This window comes from Cohnella sp. SGD-V74 (assembly GCF_003001675.1).
Classification (GTDB): domain Bacteria; phylum Bacillota; class Bacilli; order Paenibacillales; family Paenibacillaceae; genus Cohnella.
This window is the reverse complement of sequence record NZ_PVYW01000028.1, coordinates 50,196-75,011: the sequence shown is the minus strand read 5'-3', so window position 1 is coordinate 75,011 and position 24,816 is coordinate 50,196. Positions and strand designations below refer to the sequence as shown.

The 24,816-nt window shown below is 60.1% G+C and carries 22 protein-coding genes and 1 riboswitch; of the genes, 1 reads left to right on the top strand and 21 read right to left on the bottom strand.

Translation table 11 applies throughout. The features are described from left to right. Positions 1 to 3 precede the first annotated feature (3 nt). From B0G52_RS31440 to B0G52_RS31420, 5 genes are all read right to left on the bottom strand, one after another. On the bottom strand, positions 4 to 1,854 hold the full coding sequence (locus B0G52_RS31440) for a cache domain-containing sensor histidine kinase (protein WP_094050392.1): 1,851 nt from the start codon (positions 1,852 to 1,854) through the stop codon (positions 4 to 6). After that, positions 1,851 to 2,879: a response regulator transcription factor gene (locus tag B0G52_RS31435; RefSeq protein WP_094050391.1), complete on the bottom strand. Its 1,029-nt coding sequence runs from the start codon at positions 2,877 to 2,879 to the stop codon at positions 1,851 to 1,853. The genes B0G52_RS31440 and B0G52_RS31435 overlap by 4 nt, the downstream gene beginning before the upstream one ends. A 115-nt stretch (positions 2,880 to 2,994) precedes the next feature. Next, on the bottom strand, positions 2,995 to 4,599 hold the full coding sequence (locus tag B0G52_RS31430) for an extracellular solute-binding protein (RefSeq protein WP_094050390.1): 1,605 nt from the start codon (positions 4,597 to 4,599) through the stop codon (positions 2,995 to 2,997). Between the two features lie 125 nt (positions 4,600 to 4,724). Further along, complete coding sequence (locus tag B0G52_RS31425; RefSeq protein ID WP_094050389.1) at positions 4,725 to 5,606, bottom strand: carbohydrate ABC transporter permease; 882 nt, start codon at positions 5,604 to 5,606, stop codon at positions 4,725 to 4,727. Positions 5,607 to 5,651: 45 nt separating this feature from the next. Further along, positions 5,652 to 6,593 carry an ABC transporter permease gene (locus tag B0G52_RS31420; protein WP_094050388.1) on the bottom strand — a complete coding sequence of 314 codons (942 nt, stop codon included), beginning with the start codon at positions 6,591 to 6,593 and terminating at the stop codon, positions 5,652 to 5,654. 194 nt (positions 6,594 to 6,787) lie between these two features. On the opposite strand from B0G52_RS31420, the gene B0G52_RS31415 reads away from it, so the two are divergent. Next, the gene (locus B0G52_RS31415) at positions 6,788 to 7,888 is read left to right on the top strand and encodes an ATP-binding protein (RefSeq protein WP_094050387.1); all 1,101 of its coding nucleotides are present in this window, start codon (positions 6,788 to 6,790) and stop codon (positions 7,886 to 7,888) included. A gap of 103 nt (positions 7,889 to 7,991) precedes the next feature. Here B0G52_RS31415 and B0G52_RS31410 read toward each other — a convergent pair whose 3' ends face one another. From B0G52_RS31410 to B0G52_RS31335, 16 genes are all read right to left on the bottom strand, one after another. Next, positions 7,992 to 8,576, bottom strand: coding sequence for a thymidine kinase (locus tag B0G52_RS31410; protein WP_094050386.1), 585 nt, complete (start codon positions 8,574 to 8,576; stop codon positions 7,992 to 7,994). Positions 8,577 to 8,660: 84 nt separating this feature from the next. Further along, complete coding sequence (locus B0G52_RS31405) at positions 8,661 to 9,827, bottom strand: Ger(x)C family spore germination protein (RefSeq protein ID WP_094050385.1); 1,167 nt, start codon at positions 9,825 to 9,827, stop codon at positions 8,661 to 8,663. Continuing rightward, positions 9,824 to 10,918, bottom strand: a complete 1,095-nt coding sequence (locus tag B0G52_RS31400) for a GerAB/ArcD/ProY family transporter (protein ID WP_094050384.1) — start codon at positions 10,916 to 10,918, stop codon at positions 9,824 to 9,826. Before B0G52_RS31400 ends, B0G52_RS31405 begins: the two co-directional genes overlap by 4 nt. A gap of 16 nt (positions 10,919 to 10,934) precedes the next feature. After that, entirely contained in the window at positions 10,935 to 12,563 is a 1,629-nt protein-coding gene (locus B0G52_RS31395; protein WP_094050383.1) for a spore germination protein, read from the bottom strand. Between the two features lie 133 nt (positions 12,564 to 12,696). After that, the gene (gene wrbA, locus B0G52_RS31390; protein ID WP_094050435.1) at positions 12,697 to 13,311 is read right to left on the bottom strand and encodes an NAD(P)H:quinone oxidoreductase; all 615 of its coding nucleotides are present in this window, start codon (positions 13,309 to 13,311) and stop codon (positions 12,697 to 12,699) included. Between the two features lie 91 nt (positions 13,312 to 13,402). After that, entirely contained in the window at positions 13,403 to 14,074 is a 672-nt protein-coding gene (locus tag B0G52_RS31385; protein WP_094050382.1) for an SOS response-associated peptidase, read from the bottom strand. Between the two features lie 53 nt (positions 14,075 to 14,127). After that, positions 14,128 to 15,138 (bottom strand): adenosylcobinamide-phosphate synthase CbiB, encoded by a 1,011-nt coding sequence (gene cbiB / locus B0G52_RS31380; protein ID WP_094050381.1) that lies wholly within the window; start codon positions 15,136 to 15,138, stop codon positions 14,128 to 14,130. 2 nt (positions 15,139 to 15,140) lie between these two features. Further along, positions 15,141 to 15,854 carry an adenosylcobinamide amidohydrolase gene (locus B0G52_RS31375; RefSeq protein WP_094050380.1) on the bottom strand — a complete coding sequence of 238 codons (714 nt, stop codon included), beginning with the start codon at positions 15,852 to 15,854 and terminating at the stop codon, positions 15,141 to 15,143. Between the two features lie 4 nt (positions 15,855 to 15,858). After that, the gene (gene cobS / locus B0G52_RS31370; RefSeq protein ID WP_094050379.1) at positions 15,859 to 16,614 is read right to left on the bottom strand and encodes an adenosylcobinamide-GDP ribazoletransferase; all 756 of its coding nucleotides are present in this window, start codon (positions 16,612 to 16,614) and stop codon (positions 15,859 to 15,861) included. After that, on the bottom strand, positions 16,611 to 17,156 hold the full coding sequence (locus tag B0G52_RS31365) for a bifunctional adenosylcobinamide kinase/adenosylcobinamide-phosphate guanylyltransferase (protein ID WP_094050378.1): 546 nt from the start codon (positions 17,154 to 17,156) through the stop codon (positions 16,611 to 16,613). The genes cobS and B0G52_RS31365 overlap by 4 nt, the downstream gene beginning before the upstream one ends. Next, positions 17,153 to 18,274, bottom strand: a complete 1,122-nt coding sequence (gene cobD, locus B0G52_RS31360) for a threonine-phosphate decarboxylase CobD (RefSeq protein ID WP_094050377.1) — start codon at positions 18,272 to 18,274, stop codon at positions 17,153 to 17,155. Before cobD ends, B0G52_RS31365 begins: the two co-directional genes overlap by 4 nt. After that, positions 18,271 to 19,884: a cobyric acid synthase gene (locus tag B0G52_RS31355; RefSeq protein WP_094050376.1), complete on the bottom strand. Its 1,614-nt coding sequence runs from the start codon at positions 19,882 to 19,884 to the stop codon at positions 18,271 to 18,273. Before B0G52_RS31355 ends, cobD begins: the two co-directional genes overlap by 4 nt. Continuing rightward, entirely contained in the window at positions 19,881 to 20,945 is a 1,065-nt protein-coding gene (gene cobT / locus B0G52_RS31350; RefSeq protein WP_094050375.1) for a nicotinate-nucleotide--dimethylbenzimidazole phosphoribosyltransferase, read from the bottom strand. The genes B0G52_RS31355 and cobT overlap by 4 nt, the downstream gene beginning before the upstream one ends. Before the next feature lie 4 nt (positions 20,946 to 20,949). Next, the gene (locus B0G52_RS31345; protein ID WP_094050374.1) at positions 20,950 to 21,723 is read right to left on the bottom strand and encodes a heme ABC transporter ATP-binding protein; all 774 of its coding nucleotides are present in this window, start codon (positions 21,721 to 21,723) and stop codon (positions 20,950 to 20,952) included. Next, complete coding sequence (locus B0G52_RS31340; protein WP_094050373.1) at positions 21,720 to 22,778, bottom strand: FecCD family ABC transporter permease; 1,059 nt, start codon at positions 22,776 to 22,778, stop codon at positions 21,720 to 21,722. Before B0G52_RS31340 ends, B0G52_RS31345 begins: the two co-directional genes overlap by 4 nt. Before the next feature lies 1 nt (position 22,779). Further along, positions 22,780 to 23,814, bottom strand: a complete 1,035-nt coding sequence (locus B0G52_RS31335) for an ABC transporter substrate-binding protein (protein ID WP_094050372.1) — start codon at positions 23,812 to 23,814, stop codon at positions 22,780 to 22,782. Positions 23,815 to 23,989: 175 nt separating this feature from the next. Further along, a riboswitch (cobalamin riboswitch) is annotated at positions 23,990 to 24,182 on the bottom strand. Between the last annotated feature and the right edge of the window lie 634 nt (positions 24,183 to 24,816).

Sequence of the window (24,816 nt, the reverse complement as noted above, 5' to 3'; positions counted from 1 at the left end):
TCGCTAAGCCGACTCTGTCCGAGTCTTCTCCCGCGCGCGATCTTCTTGCGGCATTCTCAGTTCGATCCGCGTGCCCTTTCCTGGGGCGCTATCGACGCGAAGTCCGTATTCGTCGCCGTATACCATCTGGATGCGCCGGTGAACGTTCACGAGCCCGATCCCGCCTCTTCGCCCCGGACGAGATGCAATCTCCTCCTCGGCCAGCCTGTTTTTCCCCAGCCTGCGCCGCAGCTCCTCCAGCCTCGCCTCCGACATTCCGACGCCGTTGTCCTCCACGAGAACAAGCAGTTCGTTCCCATCAGCGTATGTGTCGATGCGAATGGTATGCTCGGGTTCGATGCCTTCGGAAAATGCGTGCTGGAAAATATTTTCCACGATCGGCTGCAGCGTCAGCCTGACCATTCGGGATAACAGCAGCGAAGGCGGCGTCGCCACCTCAATCTCGAAATCGCGTCCGATGCGGTGCTTCTGAATGATCATATAGTTGCGCACATGGTTCAGCTCGTTGGCGAGCGTCACTTCCTCCAGATTCGTCTGGATCGAATAGCGCAGCATGAACGCCATCGCCTCGACCATTTCCGAAATTTCGTCCGAATCCTGCACGATCGCGTAGCAGTTGATCGTCTCCAATGTGTTGTACAGAAAATGCGGGTTGATCTGCAGCTGCAGCGCCTGGAATTCCGCCTTGTGCCGCTCCAGCTCGATCGCCTGAAGCTGCAGCTTCGTTTTCTGACTCGTCAGCTCCGTGTCGTACACTCGTTCGATCATGTCCGACAGCCGGCTGACCATCAGGTTGTAGCTGTGAATGAGACCGCCGATCTCGTCGTCGCGCGGCTTCATCTCCACGCTTTTCCAGTTGCCCTTCTCCGTCTCGCGCATGCCGTTCTTCAGCGTCCGGATCGGACGCACGATCGAACTGGCGAATTGCAGAGCGAGCACGAGGGCGATCGCCAGCGTAATCGCTCCGACCGTGACGGTCGTGGAACGAATGCCGGAGATCGGGGCCCGCAGCTCGTCGAGCGGCATCGCAATCGCCAGACTCCAGCCGGAATAGTCCGAACGCTTCGTGACGATCATCATGTCCTTCCCGTTCAGCCGCCACGGAAACCGGGAGTCGTTGCTGCCCTCGATCCGCTGCGCGACGCCGGAGCCGAGCAGCTCTTCGCGAATCGCGCCGTCCGGCGCATAGACGACGGCCCCTTGCGCGTCGAGAATGAAGAAGAAGCCGTTGTCCCCGAGATCGACCTGGTTCCATAGATTGGACAGCTGCCGCTCGTTCATCTCGATCGCCAGAATGCCTTTGACCGAGTAGGAGGAATAGCCCCTGATCTTGCGCGCGATCGTGATGACCCGTTCGCTGTTCGTCAGCCCCGTTCCCAGAATGGCGATCTCTCCGTTGCCCGGCGTCTTGGCCTTCAGTTCCTCGTATCTGGCAGTCGGATCGACCGAGAGCGAGGAGAAGCTTTGATTTTGATCGAAAATGGACCGGCCGTGATCGCCCAAAATGTACATCATATGAATTTGCGTCGGGTACGTGATGAAAATTTTCTGAAAGACGTCCTGCCGAATAACGTTCGTGAAGCGGTAATACTCGTAGCTGTCGGCCGGGTCCATGTCGAGAAACTTCTTCACGGACACCTGCGACAAAATGGAGTTGCTGACCCGCTCGAACGTCTCCAGCTGCAGGTCCGTCTGCATGCCGGCGTTATTGATGACGGTGGCCATATATTTCTCCACCTGCTTGTCGATTGCGTCCGAAGACTCCAGATAGCTGAAAATGCCGACCATCGACAGGGAGAACAAAATGACGATGAAAAAGTACAGAAACAGCTTGCGCGACAAATTCAGCCTCATCCCCGAATCCCCAGCGACTCCCGGTATTCGGACGGCGTTACGCCGCACACTTTCTTGAACGTCTTTGTGAAGTGCGGATGATCGGCAAAGCCGACCTCAGCGGAGACGTCCGTAATTTTATGGTGAGGCATCGAGAGCAGCTTCTTCGCCCGCTCCATTCGCCGCTTCGTCCGATATTGCACGAACGTTTCCTTCGTCATCTGCTTGAACAGCTGGCTGAAGTACGAAGGATTGAGGCCGAGCCTGTCGGCCACTTCCTCCAGCGACAGCTCGCGGCTCAAGTGAAGCTCGATATAGGCTTTCGCTTCCTCGACCGGCTCCTTCAGGTTTCCCTTGCGCTTGACGCGAAGCTGCTCCAGCATGGAACGGGCCGACTCTCCCAGCCAAGCGAACGGAGAGCTCGAACCGCCTTCCCAATGCAGCCGCTCGAACGGATACACGTCCATCGCGTTCAGTCTGTCGACGAGCTTGTCTCCCAACTCCCGCACCAGTTCCTCCAGACGGGACGGCTCGATTTTGGCGGATACGCAGAACGCTTCCGCCTGCTCCACGGCCCGATCGACGTCGTCCGTCCGCAGATGCCAGACGGCATCCTGCAGCCGATCCAGCCACTCCTCCGTCGCGGACAGCGGAATATAGGCGTTCCGCCGGGTTTCCAGACCTTCGATCAGCTTCGCTACCGTGCGGCCGACGGCCGTCTTGGTCACGGGCTTCAGCATATATTCCTTAACGCCGTAAGCGACGCATTGTCTGGCATACTCGAAATCGCCGTAGCCCGAGATGACGACGACCGGCAAGTCGGGATACCGCTCGCTGACTGCGCGGCACAGCTCGAGTCCGTCCATCTTCGGCATCTTGATATCGGTGAAGAGCAGATCCGGACGGCAGGAAGCGATCTTCTCCAACGCTTCGACGCCGTTGTCGGCCGTGTCCGAAGACACGATCGCCGGGTGGGCGTCTCCGATCAGCTTCTGCAATCCTCTGCGGATCATCGGTTCGTCGTCGACGACTAGAATGCGGTACATGGATGCGTCCTCCTCGCGCTCGGGACGAGCCGGAATGGGAGCAAGATGCCCCCGCGCGGAGGGCATCTTGCCGTTATACAGTCATTCTAGTACAAGCGGGGAGCGTTCGCGACCCTTATTTGAATGCGTTTTCTTTGTTGGCGTAACGGGCCGTCGCTTCCTCGATCACTTCGCTGCCGCCTTTGGACAAATACTCTTCGAGCACTTGCTCGAACGAGTCGATCGGCTCCTTGCCGTACACCATCTTCAGCACATGCTCGAGAACGAGCGGCGGAAGCTGGTCCGATATCGGGCTCAAATCCGGATATTTCACGAGCGCGTCCAGCCGCGGATCGAATTCGATGCCTCTGCGTCCTTCCTTGGCGAGCATGTTGTCGAACGCGTCGACCATTTGCTTGCCGGACTCCGACAGCTCGGAGATGCGCTTGTTGTACGTCGTGTCCTGAACCATCCACAGCCAATAGTTCAAGTAGCGCTGCTTGTTCGTGCCCTCCGTATCCGTCGGCTGCTCGTATTTGATCGTGCCGCCTTCGTTCTGGTAGTCTTCTCCTTCAAGTCCGTAGCTGAAAAACAGCTCCGCCTGCTCGCCGACCATCCAATCGAAAAACTGGACGATGCCCGCCGCCTTATCCTTCGCCTTCGCGTTGATCAGATAAGATCTCGTCACCGGATTGTAGTGCGCGTACCCGCCTTTGCCGTCGTCGCCGACCGGAGACGGAATGAGCGCGACTTGGGCGTCGGGAACGCTGGCGATCAGCTGCGCCCCCCAGATCGGCAGCTCGTTGGCGTTCATCGACCACATGCCCGCCTTGCCGCTCGTGACGATGCTCTTGAAGTCGGCGGCTTCGACCGTCGCGAACTCCTTGCTGATCAGCCCTTCGTCGAACATCGTCTTGTACGTCTGGATCGCTTTCTTCATCGCCTCGACGTCGAAGAAGCTCGGCTTCACCTTGCCGTCCGGGAACTCTTTGAACTGGTTCAAATACCCGAAGACGTCGTAAGAACCGAAGAACGTGTCGGCGTATTTGAAGTTTTTGCGGCCGGCGAACGGATGCTCGACGCCCAGCTGCTTAAACGCCCGCAGCACGTCCAGCGTCTCCTCCACCGTCGTCGGAACCGCTTTGCCGGCCTTCTCCAGCAGGTCGGTGCGAATCCACGTCGCCCTTCTGGACGGGTTGCTGAGCACTTCCGGTATGCCGTAGACGTTGCCCGTCTTCGAATCGGTCATCCGGTCCCAGGCGTCCTGCGGAATGAACTTCAGCAGGTTCTGCCCATGCTCCTGCAGCAGGTCGTTCAGCGGCAGGAAGACGCCGCTTTCCACCGAACCCGCCAGCTCCGAGCCGCTGATGCCGCCGCTTCCCTGCACGACGTCCGGAATGTCGTTCGTCGCGAACATCTGCACCATTTTGTCCTGATACTCGTTGTGCGGAATCAGCCGAATGTCCAGATCGGTGTTCGTCATTTTCTCCAGCTCGAGCACGTACTTGTCCTTGTTGATGTCCGGATGCTGTTCCACGTATGCGACGTTAAGCGTCCGCATCGAGATCGAGAACGCGGTCGGTCCGGCCGCGGCCGATTCGGACGGCTGCTCGGCGGAAGCCGAAGCGCCGGCCGGAGAGCTGGCCGAAGGACTGGCTCCGGGCGTCTCCTTCTTGGAGCAGGCCGCCAAGCTCGTGGCGGCCAATGACGCGATTAGTGCGAGTACCCATACCTTTTTCATGGACTCCCTCTTTTCCTCATGGATTAGTGACGTTATAGCGCTTTCAAACTCAACCTCAGTATAGGAAGGGCGGAGGGTCGCCACAATGGAATGCGTTTGGCTCTGTTTGTCGTTTTTTTATGTCGTCACGATTTGATCGATCCGATCAGCATGCCCTTAATAAAGTACCTCTGGAGAAACGGATACAGCATAATGATCGGCACGGTCGCGACGAGAATGACGGCCATTTGCACGCCTTGCACCGATTGCGACGAAACGTCGAACGGCAGGTTGCCCGTGTCGACCAGATCGTCGTTGATCAGCAGCTCGCGCAGCTTGACCTGCAGCGGATACAGCTTGCGGTCATTCAAATAATACAACGCGTCCATGTACTTGTTCCAGTTCGTCACCGAGTAGAAAATGCCGATCGTCGCCAAGGCCGGCTTGGAGAGCGGCAGCACGAGGCTCCACAAAATGCGCAGCTCCCCGCAGCCGTCGATTCTGGCGCTATCGATCAGCTCCGGTGGAATCTGCACGAAGAACGATCGCAGAACAATGAGATTGAAGGCGCTGATCGCCGTCGGAATCATGAGCGCCCACAGCGTATTGACGAGATCCAGCTCGCGCATCAGGATGAACTGGGGAATAAGCGGCGCGGTGAAAATCATCGTCAGCAGCACGAACAGCAGCACGTACTTGCGCCCGACGTATTCGGTGCGCGACAGCGGGTACGCCAGCGACGACGTCGCCGCCAAATTGATGAGCGTACCGACGACGGTAATGTATACCGTAATTCCGAACGCGCGCCAGATCGAGGCGTCGTCGAAGACGTACTGATAATAATTGAGCGTAAAGTCGACCGGCCAGAACAGCACGTCCCCGCGGTCGATCGCGACGGCTCCGCTGAACGACTGCGCAATGACGTTCAGAAACGGCAGCAGCATCGACAAGGACAAACCCGTCAGAAACAAATAGTTGCAGATGAGGAACAGCTTCCTGCTCCAGTGCTCGCGTCCAGTCAAGGCCATCCCCCCCCTTTGAGTGGTGGTTCAAAAAGTCCGATTTTGATCGCGTCAATAAAGTGACTCGCCCGTGGCTTTGCGGCTGAGCGTGTTGGCGATCGCCAGCAGGAACAGTCCAACGACCGATTTGAACAGCCCGATCGCGGTGGCGTAGCTGTATTGGAGCTGCTTCAGACCGGCCTTGTAGATGTACGTGTCCAAAATTTCGCTGTTCTGAATGTTGAGCGGATTCTGGAACACGAACACGCGCTCGAAGCCGTAGTCCATGAAATCGCCGATCTTGAGCAGGAACAGCACCGTAATGACGGGCAGCAGCGCGGGAATCGTAATGCTCAGCGTCTGCTTCCAGCGGCCCGCCCCGTCGATCTGCGACGCCTCGTACAGCTCGGGATTGATGCCGGTCAGCGCGGCCAGGTAAATGATCGTTCCCCAGCCGACGTCCCGCCACAGGCCGGAGCCGACGAGGATCGTGCGAATGAACGAATCTTCTCCGAGAAAATAAATCGGCTCGACGCCGAACCAGCCGAGAATGACGTTGACGATGCCTGACGAAGGAGACAGCATGCCGACGAAAATGCCGCTGACGATGACCCACGACAGGAAGTGCGGCGCGTAGATGATCGTCTGGACGATTTTTTTGTACAGCGCAAGCCTGACTTCGTTCAGCAGCAGCGCCAGCACGATCGGCGCGGTGAACGCGAACAGGATGTCGTAGGTGCCGAGCAGCAGCGTATTCTTCAGAATGCGGAGGAAGTCGTGATGCCGGAACATCCGCTCGAAATGCTCCAGGCCGACCCACGGACTCCCCTTGAACCCGGCGAACAGATTGTAATTTTGGAACGCGATGACCGAGCCGAGCAGCGGCACGTACTTGAAAACGAGAAAAAACAAGATGCCCGGGATCGAGATCACATACAGCGTCCGGTACTTCCACATGAAACCGAGCAAGAGCCGTCCCTCCTTGTTGTTCAATGGCGGTGTACATACTCTCATCCTAGTCGCTGGGGGCATTCCCGAACAATGGAATCGCTTTAATACGGCTTGTGTTTTTTTTAGGTGTCCCGACCAACGGCCGCGCCGGTCGGCCCGAGTCGTGTGCGGAAATAATCATTCTGATCGGAAGGTATAGTCCAACGGCTATAGAACTAGATAAGTCGAAGCATGCATTCATATGGGGGGGCCACAACTTGTTGAAATCCAATGATACCTTGTTTTTTTCCGCAGCCTTTAATCATGCCCCGATAGGAATGGCGCTCGTATCCGCTTCCGGAACGTGGCTGCGCGTCAATCGATCGCTATGCGACATATTGGGGTACCCCGAGGCCGAGCTGTTGGGACGTACTTTTTCCGACGTTACCTTTCATGAGGATCGCGGAACAAGCTGGGAAAACTTCAACCTTCTTATCGAAGGAACAATCAACATCGTCAAGCTCGAAAAACGCTATGTTCATAAAAACGGGCAGCTGATCTGGGTAGCGGTTCATGCCTCCAAGGTGATGAGCGAGTCGACGGGCGCGCCTTACATCCTTGCGCAAATCCAGGACATCTCGGACAGGAGGAAGACCGAACTGCTGTTGCACAATTCGGAAAAGCTGTCGTTGGTCGGACAAATGGCCGCAGGCGTCGCCCATGAAATCCGAAATCCTCTGACTGCCGTAAAAGGCTTTCTGCAATTGATGAAGTCCGAAGGCGTGAAGGAGCAATACTACGATATCGTGTTCTCGGAGTTCCACCGCATCGAACTGATTTTGACCGAATTGCTCGTGCTGGCCAAGCCTCAGGAAGCCAAAATGGAATCGAAGGATCTCAACCAGCTGCTGTCGGAAGTCGTGACGCTGATGGAATCCCAATCGATCATGAGCAACGTGCGCATTCGGTTTGTCTGCGCTCTGCCGTTGATATACATAGATTGCGACGAGAACCAGATCAAGCAAGTCGTTATCAACCTCGTCAAAAACGCGATCGACGCCATGCCGGACGGCGGAGAAGCGCTTATCGATCTGCAGCTGCTCGGGGACGAAGTTCAGATTGTCGTCAGCGACCAGGGGGCCGGAATTCCGGACGACCAGCTGGAGAAGATCGGGCAGCCCTTCTTCACCTCTAAGGAGAACGGGAATGGGCTGGGCATGATGATCAGCTTCAAGATCATCGAGAACCATGGGGGCCGCATAGAGATCGAAAGCAAAGTGGGAGAAGGAACGAGAGTGAAAATACGTCTGCCCATCGGGCAGAATCAACCGCCGACCGCCCGGGCCGGCGATGCCGCAGGCTGCGGCTCGAACGCCTAGCGTTTCACCGCTTTGCGCCGCCGCCCCGTCAGGGGATTCCCCTAAACGTCGAAGAGCCGCCTGCAAGGGAGCATCCAATTGCCCCTCGCCGACGGCTCTTAGTTCATTTCCGCTTAAAAGCTTCGTTATAGCACCGCCGGCATACCGGCTTGTAGTCCTCATTGCCGCCGACCTGGATCTGCTCGCCCTCGTTGACCGGCACTCCGTCCTTGAAGCGAATGACCATCGTCGCCTTGCGGTCGCAGTACCAACAGATCGTCTTGATCTCCTCGATCTTGTCCGCGTATACGAGCAAATTGTAGCTGCCCTCGAACAGCTCGTTCTGAAAATCGTTCTTCAGCCCGAACGCCATCACCGGTACGTCCAGCTCGTCGACGATTCGGGTAAGTTCGAGAATATGGCGCTTCTTCAGCCACTGAGCTTCGTCCACGAGCACGCAATAATAGCGGCCCGATTCGTCGAGCTGATCTCTGACGGCGTCGTACAGGTTGGTGTTCTCGTCGACGGGAATGGCCGGGCGCGTGAAGCCCGCCCTCGTGCCGACTTGGTCCGCGCCGTTGCGCGTATCGATGACGGGCGTAAATATCAACACCGGCTTGCCTTGTTCCTCGTAATTGTGCGCGACTTTAATAATTTCGAACGATTTGCCGCTGTTCATCGTCCCGTATTTGAAATACAGCTGAGCCAATGCGCTACCTCCGCAACCAAGTTGATAGATAGCAAACATTATACAACAGATCTCGACAATGCAGTAGCGGCAAATCCCTCTCTTCTATTCGACGACCAGGCCGTAGTCCTCGATGCGGATTTTGACGTCGGTTCTGATGTCCGCCTCCGCGAACCGCTCGTCCCAATTCGCCTTGAGGCGTTCCCACGCGCGCGGATGCTCGATCCGCAGCCTGTCTCCAAAGCCGAGCACGTCCGTCTTGTACTGCCGTTGAACCTTCTCGATCGTCTGCTCGACCAGATCGAGGATTTTACGCTCGAACAGCTTCGTCTGATCATCCAGAAACTGTTGGTTCGAGGACTCTTCCGGTTTCGACCAGTTTTCCATCATCCTTCCGATCGAACGAATGCTGACGTTAAAAGAAACGCGATCGCCGGAGACGAACGAACGGATCGTGCTGTGCATCGAATTGACCTCGTATACGAGCGGCCGCTTGGTCGCCGGATCGACGGCCGACATCACTCCGCCCTTGCCCGACCCGGTCGCCCAGACGACTCCGAGCACCTCCTCCTCGCTTAACAGGCCGACGAGCTTTTTCGTCTTGCCCCGGATGACGCCGGCTCCCGAAAGCTTGAGCTTGCCGTCCCGGACGATAATATTGGGCAGCAGCATGCTGGAGCCCCCCTTAATCTCCCCTTTGATCTTGCCGAGCGTGGTCGGGGGCAAAATTTTCGAAGTGCGGTAACGATTCTCGGTAATTCCCGCCATGTGAAAGGAAGGGATTTCCTCACTGCGCTTAAGCTCGAACACGCGGTTGGCTTGGCCGCTGCTGACGAAGACGAGCGAGCCGGGCCGAATATCATTGTCTCTCATGAAGAAGTCCAGCAAATTTTCCAAGCTGTTGTGCTTGGCCAGATCTGCGGAGACGACGATCGCCTTCAAGTGGTGTCCGATCGGCGGCTTGTCCGTGCGCAGCGACATCTCGCGAATCGCCTCGTAGACGGAGTTGCCGGTGGCGATCATGTTGATGTACGGTTTGCTGGTCGTCTGCCCCTGGCCTTGAGAATTCAGCGAGCTTGCCCCGGTCGTCAGCGTCTGAATCGTGACCTCAAGGCGGCCTTCGGAGGCGGCGTTCTTCGATTCGTTCCGGTCAAGCGCCACTCCGATCAGCACGCTCAGTTGGTCGATCTCCTTGCTGCTCCAGCATCCCGCCAGCATCAACCCCGCAGTCAGCCCCAGCACCAGCGATGCGACGCGCCGCCACAGGTTCATCCCTTCTTCCTCCTCCTCAAGAGCGACAGGACGAGAAACAGCAGCGGCACGACTCCGAACAAATAAAGCGCGATATCACCGATCGTATCCCCTAGCTGAAAGGTTTCGTTAATATTTTTGGGCAACATGGCGCACAGAAAAATAATCGGCAGAAAACAGTAGGCAAACGGTTTGAATTCGCGCTTGAACAGATCGGAGGCCCCTTTGGCCGCCGCGTACAGCGTAATCGTGAACGTCGAGAAAATCTGCATGATCCAGATCGTGAGCAGCAGCGAATCGAACCTCTCCAGCAGCAGTCCTTTCAATTCAAAGCTGCGGATCAGATCGATAGTCGGCCAAGTGCTGGCCCTTGCGCCGTCCAAGGACAAGCCGCCGATCACGAGAATGACGGTAGCCAGATAGAAAGCGGCTGCGATCGACACCCCGCCGACAACGACCTTGATCGCCGCGGGCGGCCGCTTCATGAAAGCCGTAATGATCAGCATGATTTCCGGCCCCAGGAAAGCGAGCGTCGTCGTTTTGACCCCTTTCAGAACGGGGGAGAAGCCGAGACCGAGTACCGGACGCAGCCGCTCGAAATCGAAGATCCGCATGCTGAGCAGCGTGACGATCGCGAAAATAATAATCGTGATCGGAAGAATGATCTCGAACAGGCGGGCGATCGGATCGATTCCGCCCGAGACCAAGTAGATGCCGACCCACATGAAGGCGATCACGATCGCCCAGTTGGGCGTACCCTCCAGCAAAAAGAAGCAGGTGACCTCCGCCATCGTCCTGACCTCGAACGCCGAGATCGAAATGAAGTAGACGATCATCGCAAGGGAGACGATTCCCCCGATCCATCTGCCGGCGATGACGGACGAATACTGAAAGAAGGTCTGCCCCGGATATCGCGCGCTAAGCCTCGCCATCACGCTTCCCGCCGCAATCGCAATCCCCCCTCCGATCAGCACCGCGAGCCATACGTCGGGGGTGCCGACCTGCTCCGCGCTCGTGCGAGGCAGCGTCAGAATGCCGGCCGCAAGGATGTAGTTGATCAGAATGACGATCGCCTGCTGCGTGGAAATCTGATTGTTGGAACCGGTGTTCACGACTCGTTCCTCCCTGTCATCCTTTACGGATCGGCTGTTTCGGCTTCAGCATTTGGGGACGGCGCTTCATGGCCGCCAGCGGCGCCCGCACCAGAAAGTCCTTCCAGTCCTCAAATTGATAGGAGACGAGCGGCCCTGCATACGGGACGCCGAAGCTCCGCAGATTGACCAGATGGATGCAGAGCGCCAGAAAAAACATAATGACGCCGAACAATCCGAACACGCCCGCGCAGAACATCGAGACGAAACGGAGCATCCTGAAGCTTAGCCCGATATTGTAATGCGGGATGGCAAACGAAGAGATCGCGGTCACGGCGATAACGATGACGAGAATCGGACTGACGATGCCCGCCTGTACGGCCGCTTCACCGATGACGAGACCGCCGACGATGCCCATTGCGGGTCCGATCGGCTTGGGCAACCGGAGTCCGGCCTCCCTCAGCAGCTCGATGGACACTTCCAGGATCAACGCTTCGACGAGCGCTGTGAACGGAACGTTCACGCGCGACCCGATGATGGACATCGTCAGCTTCGTCGGAATCAGCCCGGGATGGAACGAGATGAACGAAATGTACAGGGAAGGCGCCAGCAACGACACCATCAGGGCAAAAAAGCGCAGCAGCCTGAACATCGTTCCGGGCAGCCAACGTTCGAAATAATCCTCGGGAGACTGCAAAAACATAGAGAGAGTCGCTGGAACGATGAGCGCGAACGGGGTCCCGGCCAGCAAAACGGCAACCCGCCCCTCCATCAGTGCGCCGAATACGCGGTCCGGCCGTTCCGTGCTTTGAATTTGAGGAAACGGGCTCAAGGAGCTGTCCTCGATCATCTGCTCGATATAGCCGGATTCCGGCACGCTGTCGAGGTCGATGCGGCTGAGTCTCTTTTTGACCTCCTCGACGATGGCCGGATCGGCGACATCCTCGATATAGGCGATCGCAACGTTTCTCTTCGCACGTCTTCCGACCTTCATTTTCAGAATGAACAAGCTTTGATTTTCGCCGAATCGGCGCAAAATGGCCGTATTGTCGTGCAGATTCTCGTTAAACCCGACCCTTGCTCCGCGAATCAACCCTTCCGATTCCGGCTCGTCCATCTGCCTCGGCACGCCCTTGAACACTCCGAGCATGAACGCCCCCTGAACCCCGTCGACGATCAAGGCGGCCCAGCCGATCAGTACCTGGCCCATCGCTTGCCGGACATTGCCGCACTCCATCGTCTTGAGCACCGGCAGCCGGCGCAGCACCCGCTCGGCAAGCGGAACGTCGGGCGAGGCTTCGAAGTCGGCGTTCATCAGCGCCTGCAGCACCTGCCGGTCGATGACCGTGCGGTCCGACAAGCCTTCGGCGTAAATAACGGCCGCCTTGATTCCGGAGTCGACGCCCAATTCGAAATTCCGGATGCCGACGTCGGCATAGTTTTCGATCCACTGCTCGAAAACGGCCAAATCGTCGTCGAAGTTCCCCGTCAGCGGATCGCCTGCTTCTTCTTCGGGGGGACGGGGTTTGCCGTTCGGCTGGCTGAACATGGCCATGGCGTTCAATTTGGCGCCGATTCGGGACACCCCGTACGGTACCAAGCCCACCGCCGCCGCCTGCAGGAATAAATACCAACTCGGAATGTGGGCGATAATCCATTTGAGCATGCTTTCCAACCCCTTCGGAATAGGTTCCCCCCTCTTTTCCAAATTTATCCCGAAACGCGAACAAGGGGCTCCCCGCAACCATCCGCAGATGATCGTGAGAGTCCCTTACCCGATATCGCTTATCGCGCTAGCGCTAACCTTGCAAACCCTGCTTCACCCAACCCGCCACCGTCGCGGTTCGCTTGCCTTGATGGATCGCCGCCGGGCGCACGTCCTCGATCATTTTGCCGGATTGGTCGACCGTGACGCTCGTGCCGTACGGATTGCCTCCAGCCGCGAAAATGACGGGATCGGTATATCCCGGCGCGGCGACGATGCCGCCCCAATGGTAGATCGACGTGTACAGCGACAGAATCGTCGCTTCCTGGCCGCCGTGATAGTTGGTCGCGCTGGACATGGCGCTGACGACTTTGTTGGCCAGCTTCCCGTTGAACCACAGCCCGCCGAGCGTATCGAAAAACTGCTTCATCTGGGAAGCCATGTTCCCGAAGCGGGTCGGCACGGAGAAAATATAGGCGTCCGCCCATTCCAGATCGGCGTTCGTGACGGTTGGAACGTCCTTGGTCGCTTCCACATGGGCTTTCCAGCCCGGATTCGCGTTGATCGCGGCCTCCGGAGCGAGCTCGGGCACCTTCAGCAGCTTCGTCTCTGCGCCCGCCTGCTTCGCGCCTTCCTCGGCCCACTGCGACAGCTGATAGTTCGTTCCGGTAGAGCTATAGTAGATCACGGCTAATTTGACGTCGGACAGCGGAATCATCTCCTTAGGGTAATCGAACTTCCCCTTAAGAATGCCTCTGCGTCCAGTCGATTATGCAGATCCGCTCCGGCGGAAGACCGGCTTACACTTTGGTGAGCGCCATGGAAGGATGCACTTCCTCGATGCAGTCGGGCGTCTCCCAGGCCAAGTTCTCGACGTACGGAGTGACCGGATAGATTCTGAAGTCGGCGTCCTCGAGCGAGCGCAGCGTCGTCTGAAGCACTTCCGTTCTCGTCTCCTTCGGATTCAGCCACAGCTCGATCGACTCCTCGTCCAGCACGACCGGCAGCGGATGATTCGTCCCGAACGCGTTGCCGCGCGTAATGACCGTGCACATCGGATATTCGTTCCGCTCGGAATCGAGCCAGACGTCGTAGATGCCCGGCATGGCGAACGTCGGCTTCGTCCGGTGCACGACGCGCCACGCGCTCTTCGTCTTCCCTTCGATCTTCCAGATGTAAAACCCGCTGCACGGCACGACGCACCGCTTCTTCGTCAGCATGTTGCGCAAGTACCGTCTGTCGGACAAGGTGTCGACGTTCGCGTTGATCGAATTTTTGCCCCAGTAAGGCATTAAGCCCCAGCGCTGCTGGTTGAGACAGCGTTCCTCTCCGATCTGCTGGATGATCGGAATTTGCTGCGTCGGTGCGATATTGTACCGCATCAGGTACGGCACGTGAACTCTGTCGATGCGAAAATTTTCCGTCAAATCGTTAAGCTCCGCCGTCAACGAGTACCGGTTACACATGTGCATCAGCCCATTTCCAAGAATTTACTCGTTCTCAGTATGGGCTCTTGCCTGGAACATTATGTACGAACGACAGCGAATGCCAGTGCGGCGGCTGCGACGGCGAACAAAGTTGAGGAGACGTACATGATTCGGACAGCCAGACGGATATGCTCTGCTGCGAGCGGACGCAGCGGCTCTCCCATTCTGGCGCGGTCGGACGCGACGCCTTTGTAATAGTTCAATCCGCCGAGCTGCACGCCGAGCGCCCCGGCGACGGCCGATTCCGGAAAGCCGCTGTTCGGGCTCGGATGGAGACGGGCGTAACGGCGGACCGTGCCGAGCACCCGGCCGGCTCTCAGCCGCAGCAGAGCCGCGGCGACCGCGATGGCAAGCGCCGACAGCCGAGCCGGAATCCAGTTGGCCAGATCGTCGAACCTGGCGGACGCCCAGCCCAGGTCCTTGTATCTCTCGTTCTTGTAGCCGACCATCGAATCGAGCGTATTCGCGGCCCTGTAGGCAAGCGCGAGAGGCGCTCCGCCGATGAACGCGTAGAATAGCGGAGACACAATCGCGTCCACGATGTTTTCCGCCACCGTCTCTACCGCGCCGCGCGTAATCTCGCTCTCTCCGAGCTTGTCGGTATCCCTTCCGACGATCATCGACAGCGCATAGCGGGCTTCCGGCAGCTTGTCTTTCTTAAGCAGCCGGTAAATGTCCATACCCGCGTCTCCCAGTCCCTTCGCCGCAATCGTCGTCGAGATCATCCAGGCCGCCGCGCCGTAAGCGAGCCAAGGATGGAGCAGTCCGAGCAGGAAAAGAATCGTCCAGCCGAGCAGGATGGAGCCTCCGACGAGGACGACCGGGTAGGCGATTCCGGCGAGCTTGAGCGCCTTGTCTTCGTCGGAAGCGCCGCCCAGCGGACGGGCAAGCCGCCGCAGCAGCGGGCCGGCGGCGGCTCTGCGGAGCGGCTGTTCCAGCTTGGAGATGAGACGCCCCATGCCGACGACGGGATGCGGCAGCGCCCGCGGATCTCCGATCGCCAGATCGATGAGGAAGGCGCTTGCGACGATTGCGATGTCGATGCTCATCTTTACGGCTCTCCCTGAGTGCGCACCGCTTCGTGCACAGCGGCGTAGACGAGCCGTCCGATCGCGTTGCCGATCGTCGTCGCGGCTCCCGCGTAGCGATGAACGTGCCGGCAGCGGTCCGACTGGCTGACGGCGACGAGCACCGCATCCGTCGACGTTCCCGTCGCCGGGCAGCCGTGGCTGTGATCGCGGATGTCCAGATCGGCGAAGGCGGCGCTCTTCGCTTCCGTCGCGCTGATGACCGCGTTGACCATCGCGCTCTCCGTCATTTGCCCGTCGACCATGACGATGAGGTTCACCGTCCCCGGCTCGTAAGCGGAGAACGTCTCTCGCGCCATGCCCGCCCTCGCAGCGTTGCCCGTTCCGGCGGACGCGCAGACGAGCAGCCGGCATTCGTCCCCGGCTTCCTCGAAGAAGGACGCATGCGTCAGATGCGCCGCCGTCTGCAGGCCGACCGCCGATTCGGGATCGTAGCCCCAGCCGAGCAGCGCCTCGCGCATCATCGCCGACGGATCGGTGCAATCGTAACTCAGCGGCACCTTCCAATTGACGAACCGCTCGCCGCTGCCGGGTCCTCCCCGGTAGGGAGCGTTGCTCAGCGTTTGATAGACGCGTCCGCATTCCACCGATAGATGATCTTGCCGAAAGCCGATCCGCAGTTCCGGCCACAAGAGCGACGAATACGAATCGGCGCCTCCGCGAAATGGTTGTGTCATAGTATCATAAGAGCCTCCCGTCCATTAAAACCAGCAGAACGAGCAGCGCGAGCGTCTCCGCGCCTTCGATCAGCGCGCCGTAGACGTCTCCCGTGAACCCGCCCAGCCTGCGTACGATGTATAGTCCGAACAACCAGCCCGCCAGCAGCACAGCCGCGAAGGCGATCGCGCCCTGCCAGCCCGCGATTCCGAAGGAAGCTGCGAGCGCAAGCAGCCCGTTGACGAGCAGGACGGCGGGTGTGACGCCGCCGCGCAAGCCGCTGCCGAGTCCCTGTTGTTGAATATAAGGAAAAAAGCGGATCGCCGCGAGCAGCGCCGCTCTCGCCATCGCCGGAACGGCCGCGAGCGCGGCCAGCGCTCCCGCAGCGGCCAACTGCTGCACGGCGGCGACCTTGAGCAGAATCAGCACGATCGCCGCCACGACGCCCATCGCGCCGACGCGGCTGTCTTTCATGATTTCCAGCGCCCGCTCGCGTCCGCGCTGGCTGCCCAGCCCGTCGGCAAGATCCATCCAGCCGTCCAGGTGCAGCGCTCCGGTCGCGTAAATCCAGAAGGCGACGGCGACGACCGCGACAATCGGCAGCGAAGCGTGTCCGAACAGCCAGGCGGAGAAGCTGCCGACGAGCCATATGGACAAGCCGAGCAGCAAGCCGACGAGCGGGTAATATTTCGGGCTGCCGTTCCAGCCTTCGAGCGTCTGCGCCCGCTTCGGAACGGGGAATCGCGTCAGAAATCCGACCGCCTGCCAAAATGCGTTCATCCTTTCAACCTCCACGGCAGCCCGCTTACGACGACGAACGCCTCGTCCGCGCAGGAAGCGAGCCGCTGGTTCGCTTCTCCGACGACGTCCTGGAACCAGCGTCCCAGCGGCGACATCGCCACGCCTCCCCAGCCGACCTCGTCGGTGACGACAATCGCTTCGCGCAGCCGGGACGCGGCCAGCGCGTCGATATATTCGTCGATTCGGCCCAAAATACGGTCCGTCGTCGAGGGCTCCCTGAGCTTCTCTTCGGGCACTTCCATCAGTCGGTTGGCGATCCATGCGGACAGCGTGTCGACGAGCACGATGTCGTAGCCTTCATAGGCCGCCGCGGACAGCTCGAGCGCGGATTCCAGCGTATCCCATTCGGCCGGCCGCCGGGCCCGATGCTTGTCGATGCGCTCGTCCATCTCTCCGTCGCAGCGGAGGCCGGTGGCGACGTACAGAACGTTGGAGGGCACGACGGCGCGCTCCCGAACGAGCCGTTCGGCATAAGCGCTCTTGCCGGAGCGGACGCCTCCGCTGACCATGACGAGATTCATCGCGGCGTCTCCTCCCTGTCCGCTTGCTCCAGTGCCGCGAGCAGCCGCTCGTTGTCCGCGCGGCCGCGCACCGCGATGCGGATATGCCGTTCGGTCAGTCCGTCGTACTTGGCGCAGCTTCTCACAAGCACGCCTCTCGGCCCAAGCGCTTCCTGCAGCCGTTCCGCCGTCCAGTGGGCGGACAGCTCGACCAGCAGGAAGTTCGCTTCACCGGGCCACGTCCGCCAGCCGAGCCGGGAGCCGAGCTCCGTTCGCAAATACGCCCGCTCGGAAGCGATCAGCTCTCTCGTCCTCCGCTCGTATGCCGCGGTTTCCGGCTCCAGGCAAGCTTGTCCGGCCAGCAGCGCCAGCCCGTTGACGCTCCACGTCACCTGCTTGCGCGCCATTTTGCGGATCAGCTCGGGAGCGGCGATCGCATAGCCGAGCCGAAGGCCGGGAATGGCGTAAAACTTCGTCATCGAATGCATCAGCAGCACGTGCGGATGGCTCCGCAGCTCCGGCAGCAGCGTCGTGCGTTGCTCCGGGGCGATGAAGTCGATGAACGCTTCGTCCACGACGACGTATGCCGAACGCTCGGCAGCCAGATCGGCGATCTCTCGCAGCCGCTCCAAGGAATACGTCAGTCCCGTCGGGTTGTTCGGATGCCCGAGGAACAGCAAGTCGACCTGTTCAAGCAGGGACTTCAACTCGGACGGCTCGGCCCGGTATCCGTTCTCCTCTCGTCCGACGACCGTCCGAACCTCCGCTCCGTAAGCTTCGGCAAGCTGGGCGTATTCCGAGAAGCACGGAGCGACGACTCCGACCGAGCGAACGTCCAGCCCGGACAGCGCCAGCGCGATGCACTCGGCGGCTCCGTTGCCGATCAGCAGCTCGTCCTCGGCAACGCCCAGCTTCGCGGACAGCCGCTTCTTCAGCTCCCGGTGGCCCGGATCGGGATAGTTGACGATCGCGGCCAGCCCGTCCCGCAGCGCTTCCAGCACTTGCGGCGGCGGGCCGAGCGGATTGATGTTGGCGCTGTAGTCGAGCCACTCTTCGGCCCCGACCCCAAACCTGGCCGAGGCGGTCCACAAGTCTCCCCCGTGTCCGTACGGCTCCAATACGCCTTCGGTCGTCTTCATCGAGAACCCTCCATGCCTTCATTCATCATCTCGTACAGCTTGCGAATGTCCAGATGCCGCCGAACGTGACCGGCCAGCCGGTCGAACTCGGCTTCCCGCAGCCGGTTGTAGTTCAGCTCGCCGGCGATCGGCGGCCAGCCCTTCGATCGGCGAATCGCGTTCAGCCAATCGCGCCTGAAGCCGTCGTTATGCAAAATGCCGTGTACGTACGTCCCCCATGCCCTGCCGTCTTGCGAGCGGGCTCCTTCCGAATAAGGAGACGCAGCCCGGCTTTCGGCGGAAGCCAGCAGCAGCGGATGGGAGACCGGCTCCGTGAAGAAGGTCCGGCCCATATGAATCTCGTAGCCTTCGATGTCGTAATGCGCCGTCTGCCGAGCGGCAGCGTCCGCGTCTTCGCTCCAGCCCTGCGCCTGCCCCGTGACGCGCTCGGTTTTCTTGTCCGGCCCGAACGTCGTTTCCATCGGAAATACCGCCAGTCCCGGCAGCGAAGCATGCGCCGATTCGATGCCTTCCGGATCGTTCAGCCGCTCTCCGAGCATCTGATAGCCTCCGCAGATGCCCGTCAGCCAGCCTTCGCGGGAGCGATGATCGAGAATGAGACGGTCCAGCCCCGTCTCCCGCAGAAACAGCAAATCTTCCGCGGTGTTTTTGCTACCCGGCAAGATGACCGCGTCAGGGAATCCGAAATCCTCCCTGCTCGCCGCGAAGCGGACGGAGACGTCCTCCTCGGCGAGCAGCGGGTCGATATCGGTAAAGTTCGACCAGCGCGGCAGGCGAATGACGACGATGTCCAGCCGATCTGGACGCGCTTGGGCGTCTCCCGCGGGCTGGCGGAAAGAGAGCGAATCCTCGGTTTCCAGGCGCAGATCGGGAAGGTACGGGATAACGCCGACGACCGGCTTGCCGGTGCGCCGTTCCAACCATTCGAGCCCCGGCTTGAGCAGCTCGACGTCGCCTCTGAATTTGTTGATGACGAAGCCTTTGACCCTGTCCCGTTCTTCCGGTTCCAGCAGCTCCAGCGTGCCGACGATGGATGCGAAGACGCCGCCTCGGTCGATGTCCGCCGCGAGCAGAACCGGAGCGTCCGCCCAGGCGGCCATCCGCATGTTGACGATATCCCGGTCCTTCAGGTTGATCTCCGCCGGGCTGCCCGCTCCCTCCAGGACGACGATCTCGTATTTCGCGCGCAGCCGCTCCAGCGCCGTGCGGACAATCTGCCCCGCTTCGGTCAAATACTCGCTGCGATAGCTGAACGCATCCATCGTCTTATAAGGCTTGCCGTGGACGACGACCTGCGACGTCCGGTCGGACGAAGGCTTGAGCAGAATCGGGTTCATGTCCGTCGTGGCCGCGATGCCGCAGGCGTCGGCCTGCATACCCTGCGCCCGGCCGATCTCCTTGCCGTCCGGCGTTACGTAGCTGTTCAAGCTCATGTTCTGCGACTTGAACGGCGCGACCGTCCATCCGTCCTGCGCGAATATCCGGCACAGGGCGGCGGCGAGCACGCTCTTGCCCACGTCCGACGCCGTGCCCTGCACCATCAGCACCCGGGAAATGGCTTTGTCCCGCTTACCCTTGCTTCCCGCCGCAGCGTTCTTCTCCTGCGTCATCCTTGCGACACTCCCGCGCTCTCGAACGTCGCCATCTCGCGCATGATGCGGGCAGCAGCGTCCAGGAAATGAAAGGCGAGCACCGCGCCGGTGCCTTCGCCCAGCCTCATGTCCATATGGATCATCGGCGACAGCCCGATCGTCTCCAGCATGCTCTTGTGACCCTGCTCCAGCGAGAGGTGCGAGGCCAGCATATAAGGCGCGCAGGCCGGAACGAGACGGCTGGCGATCAAGGCGGCGGCCGACGAGATGAAGCCGTCGATCACGACGAGCGAGCGATGGGCCGCCGCGCCGAAAATGACGCCGACGAGGCCGGCGATCTCGAGGCCGCCCAGCCTGGCGAGCACGTCCAGCGGGTCATTCGGATCGGCGGCGTTCACCTCCAGCGCCCGCTCGACGACGCGCCGCTTGTGCAGCAGCCTGTCGTCGTCAAGGCCGGTGCCGCGGCCGACCGCCTGCTCGGGCGTCAACCCTCCGAGCGCGATCAGGATGGCCGCACTCGGCGTCGTGTTGCCGATGCCCATCTCCCCGGTCGCGAACACGCGCGTGCCGGCTTCGGCCAACTCCGCGACGACGTCGTATCCGACCTTAATTGCCGCGACCGCCTCGTCCCGGGTCATCGCCGGACCGCGGGCGATGTTCGCCGTACCCGGACGAATTTTGCGCGAGACGAGCCGGGGATGCGACAGATCGGCGTTAACGCCGATGTCCACGCAGACGACGTCCGCTCCGGCTTGGCGCGCGAGCACGTTAACCGCCGCGCCTCCGCTCAGGAAATTCAGCACCATCTGCGGCGTCACCTCCGCCGGGAAAGCGCTGACGCCTTCCTCGCATACGCCATGGTCGCCCGCCATCACGATAACCGCCTTGCGCGACAGATCCGGCATCGCCTCTCCCGTGACGCCGGCCGCCTGCCGCGCCGCCGCCTCCAGCTTGCCCAGACTGCCCGGCGGCTTGGTCAGGCTGTCCAACCGCGCTTGCGCCGCCCGGATCGCTTCGTCATCGAGCGGGCGGATGCGTTCCGCAATCTCCTGGATTTCGTTCGGAATGTTCGTCGTCATCCGTCTACCTTCCTCTCAACAAAATTTGCGGCACGCCGCTGTCCGGGTGTCGGAGCACGATCGGCTCCGTCCCGTACACTTCGTTCACCAGCTCGGGAACGAGCACTTCCTCGGGCTTGCCTACCGCGGCCACCCGGCCGCCGTGAAGCACGAGCAGCCTGTCGCAATATTGCGCGGCCAAGTTCAGATCGTGCAGCACCGCGACGACGGTCAGCCCGTTGTCCCGCTGCCAGTCGCGAATATAATCCATCATCTGCAGCTGGAAGCCGATATCGAGGAACGTCGTCGGCTCGTCGAGCATCAGCACGTTCGGCTCCTGAACGAGCGTCTTCGCCAATGCGGCCCTCTGCCTCTCGCCGCCGCTCAGCTCGCTCACCGGCCGGTCGGACAGCCGCGTCAAGTCGAGCTTCTCCATCACCTTGCCGATCAGTTCCTCCGGATCTTCCTTCTCCCCGCCCAGCCAGCTCTGATACGGGTACCGTCCCATCTCGACGACCTCCCGCACGGTATAGCCAAGCGGAGGAAGCGCGTCCTGCTGCAGGACGGCCAGCAGCCGGGCCAACTCCTTGCGGGCGTAACCGCCCAGTTCCCGGCCTCCGAGCGAGACGTCTCCGCTCTGCGCCCGCTCGATCCCGGACAGCAGCTTCAGCAGCGTCGACTTGCCGCTTCCGTTCGGGCCGATAATGCCGAAGAACTCTCCCGTGTCTACCCGGACGTCCACCCCGCGCAAGATGTCCGCCTCGCCGATCCGATAGTCGAGCGCATTCGCTTCGATCATCCTCTCGCCTCCCCGCCTTTCGTTTTTCTCTTCCACAGCAAATAGGCGAAAAACGGAGCCCCGATAAACGCCGTCACGACGCCGAGCGGAATTTCCTTCGGACTAAGCGCCATGCGGGCGATCGTATCCGACATGAGCACGTACACGCCGCCCATGACCGCCGACAACGGCACAACGATCCGGTTGTCCGGCCCGACGACGAGCCGTACGAGATGGGGCACGACCAGGCCGACGAAACCGATGACGCCGGACACCGATACGGCCGCCGCCGTCATCAACGTGGAGACGACGAGCACGATCAGCTTCGTCCGCTGCACGTTGACGCCCAGATGCATCGCCTGCCGCTCCCCGAGCGCGAACAGATTAAGCTGCCGGCTCAGCGCGATCAACACGACGGCGCCAAGCACGACATAAGGAAGAATAAGCAAGGAATGATTCCAGCCGCGCATCGACAAGCTGCCCATCATCCAGAAGACGATCTCGTTCACGACGCTCTTGGAGAGCGACACCATGAACGACACCATCGAGCCGAAGAAGGCCTGAACGACGACCCCGGACAAAATCAGCGTCTCCAGCTCCATCCTGCCCCGATGGTAAGCCAGACGCAGCACGATAAACAGCGTGCATAGTCCGGTCAGGAACGAGACCGCGGGAATCGTCCATTGGCCGATCCACAGCTGCAAACCGAACAAAATGAGGAACGCCGCCCCGACCGACGAGCCCGTCGCCACGCCAAGCGTGTACGGGTCGGCCAGCGGGTTGCGCAGCACGCCCTGGAAGCCGGCTCCCGCGAGCGCGAGAGCAGCGCCGACGAGCACCGCCAACACAACCCGGGACAGACGCACCTTCATGATGATCGTCTCGTCCGGATCGGCCGCGCCTTCCGAGACGGGGCCAACACCCAGCAGCTCGCTCGCGTACGGAATGTGATGGATCAGAATGCTCCACACTTTGCCGATCGGCACGTTCGCGCCGCCGAGGGAGAGGCTCAATATAATCGAACAAAGGAGGAGCGCAGAGGCTCCTCCCATATAGATCGTCAATTTTCCGCGCATCCTATTTCACCTTGTCGGGATGGATCGCTTTCGCCATTTCGTACAGCACTTTCGTCAAACGCGGTCCGACGCGGCTGATCGAATTGTCGTCCACCGCGAACAACCGGTCGTTCTTCACCGCATCGATGGCCTCGAAGCCCGGACGCTCCTTGATCGCCTGCGGGATGCCGAGATCGAAGTTCGTGTTATGCGAGTAGATAATGACTTCCGGATTCGATTGAATAACCGCTTCCGGATCGACTTCGAACCAGCCGCTCTTCTCCTTCGACACGTTGTCGCCGCCGGCAAGCGTCAGCACTTCGTCCATATACTCGCCGCTGCCTACCGTCCAGCCGGGAGAGAACTCCATGTACACCTTCTTCGGAGCGACGCCTTGCAGCGCGTCCGTTACCCGCTTCAGCTCTTCCTGCATCGTGGCGGTCACTTGGGCCGCGCCTCCCTGCGCGTTCACGATTTGTCCGATCGTCTCGATCTTCTCCATGACTTGCTCCAGCGTCTTCGGATCGGAAGCGAACACTTTCACGTTCAGCTTGCGCAGCTCTTCGATCACGCTCGCCTGCATGCCGCTGTGCGCCAACACAACGTCAGGTTTCGCGGCCAGCAAAGCTTCCAGGTTCGTATTCATGTCGCCGACCTTCTCGATCGACTGCGCCTCTTCCGGGTAATCGCTGTAATTGTCGACCGCGACGACCTTCGAGCCGGCTCCGATCGCGAACATCACTTCCGTCTCGGACGGAGCGAGAGTAACGATTCTCTCGGGCGCTTGCTCGAACACGACGTCCGTACCCGTGCTGTCCTTCAGCGTCAGCGGATAGACCGTCTCGGACGGAGCCGCCGCTTCTTCGGAGCTTGTCGCGGAAGCGGAAGGCGACGGTTCCTGCGAGGCGGAAACGCTCGGCGAGGCCGATTCCGAAGCGGATGGCGAAGGGCTTGCCTTGTCCTCATTGCTGCCGCACGCGGCAAGGCTAAGCGCCATCAGGGCGGCGGCCAGCCACAATCCCATTTTACTCCATATCCGTCTGTGTTTGTTCTCCATCACAATCCATCTCTCCTCGGTTTCTATTAAGAGGAGCTTGACCGATTGAACGACTGACACGAAAAACCCTCTCTGCGAGTTGGAACCGGAGAGAGGGTCAGCAAACAGGGAAACCGATACGCAATAGAACGTGAAGCATTCCCGAGTGAGCCGTATCCTTATCCGCGAAGGATTTCGTCTGCTGCATCTTAAGGCAGGTCTCCTGACTTATAGGTTCGCGACGCGCCTCGCCTTCCCGTCCGTTCGGACAGTGGCATGTGAGGCCGTCCCTATTTCACAGTGGCGGGACCGTGCCGGACTTGCACCGGCTTCCCTTTTAACCCGTTGCGTCTGCCATCCAAGTTGAACCGTTGAAGAGGAAGCCCATTGCATTCCGAAAGGGATGGTTTTGCCGACTTCAGAGAGGTTGTTTGAGTTGCTTGGATCGATAAGATCTGCATAGGACAGCAACTCAAAGCCAAAACTCGCGGCAAAACCATTTCATTGGGTCATCTCTTCGACGTATCTTGAGTTCAACTTATCTGGCAACAACGCAGCGGGCACCTTAAGATTTAGAGTCTATTCAATTGCCGCAAGCTACCAATCACTTGGAATTATAGCCCGGGAGGCAGGGGATTGCAACAGTTAATGCGGAACGAGTCAGGGCTAACGCATTAGAATTGGCGAACGAAAACCATAGAGCACACGCACGATGCGATGGCGGAGCTGCAGCCCGACCTCGGCGGCTTACAGCGAGCCATTCCCAGAGCGGAGCTGCAGCCCGACCTCGGCGGCTTACAGCGAGCCATTCCCGGATTGCGGAGCTGCAGCCCGATCGCGGCGGCTTACAGCGAGCCAATCCCGGATTGCGGGGCTGCAGCCCGACGGTGGCGGCTTACAGCGAGCCATTCCCGGATTTCGGAGCTGCAACCCGACGGTGGCGGCTTACAGCGAGTCAATCCCGGATCGCGGAGCTGCAGCCCGATCGCGGCGGCTTACAGCGCGCCATTCCCGGATGGCGGG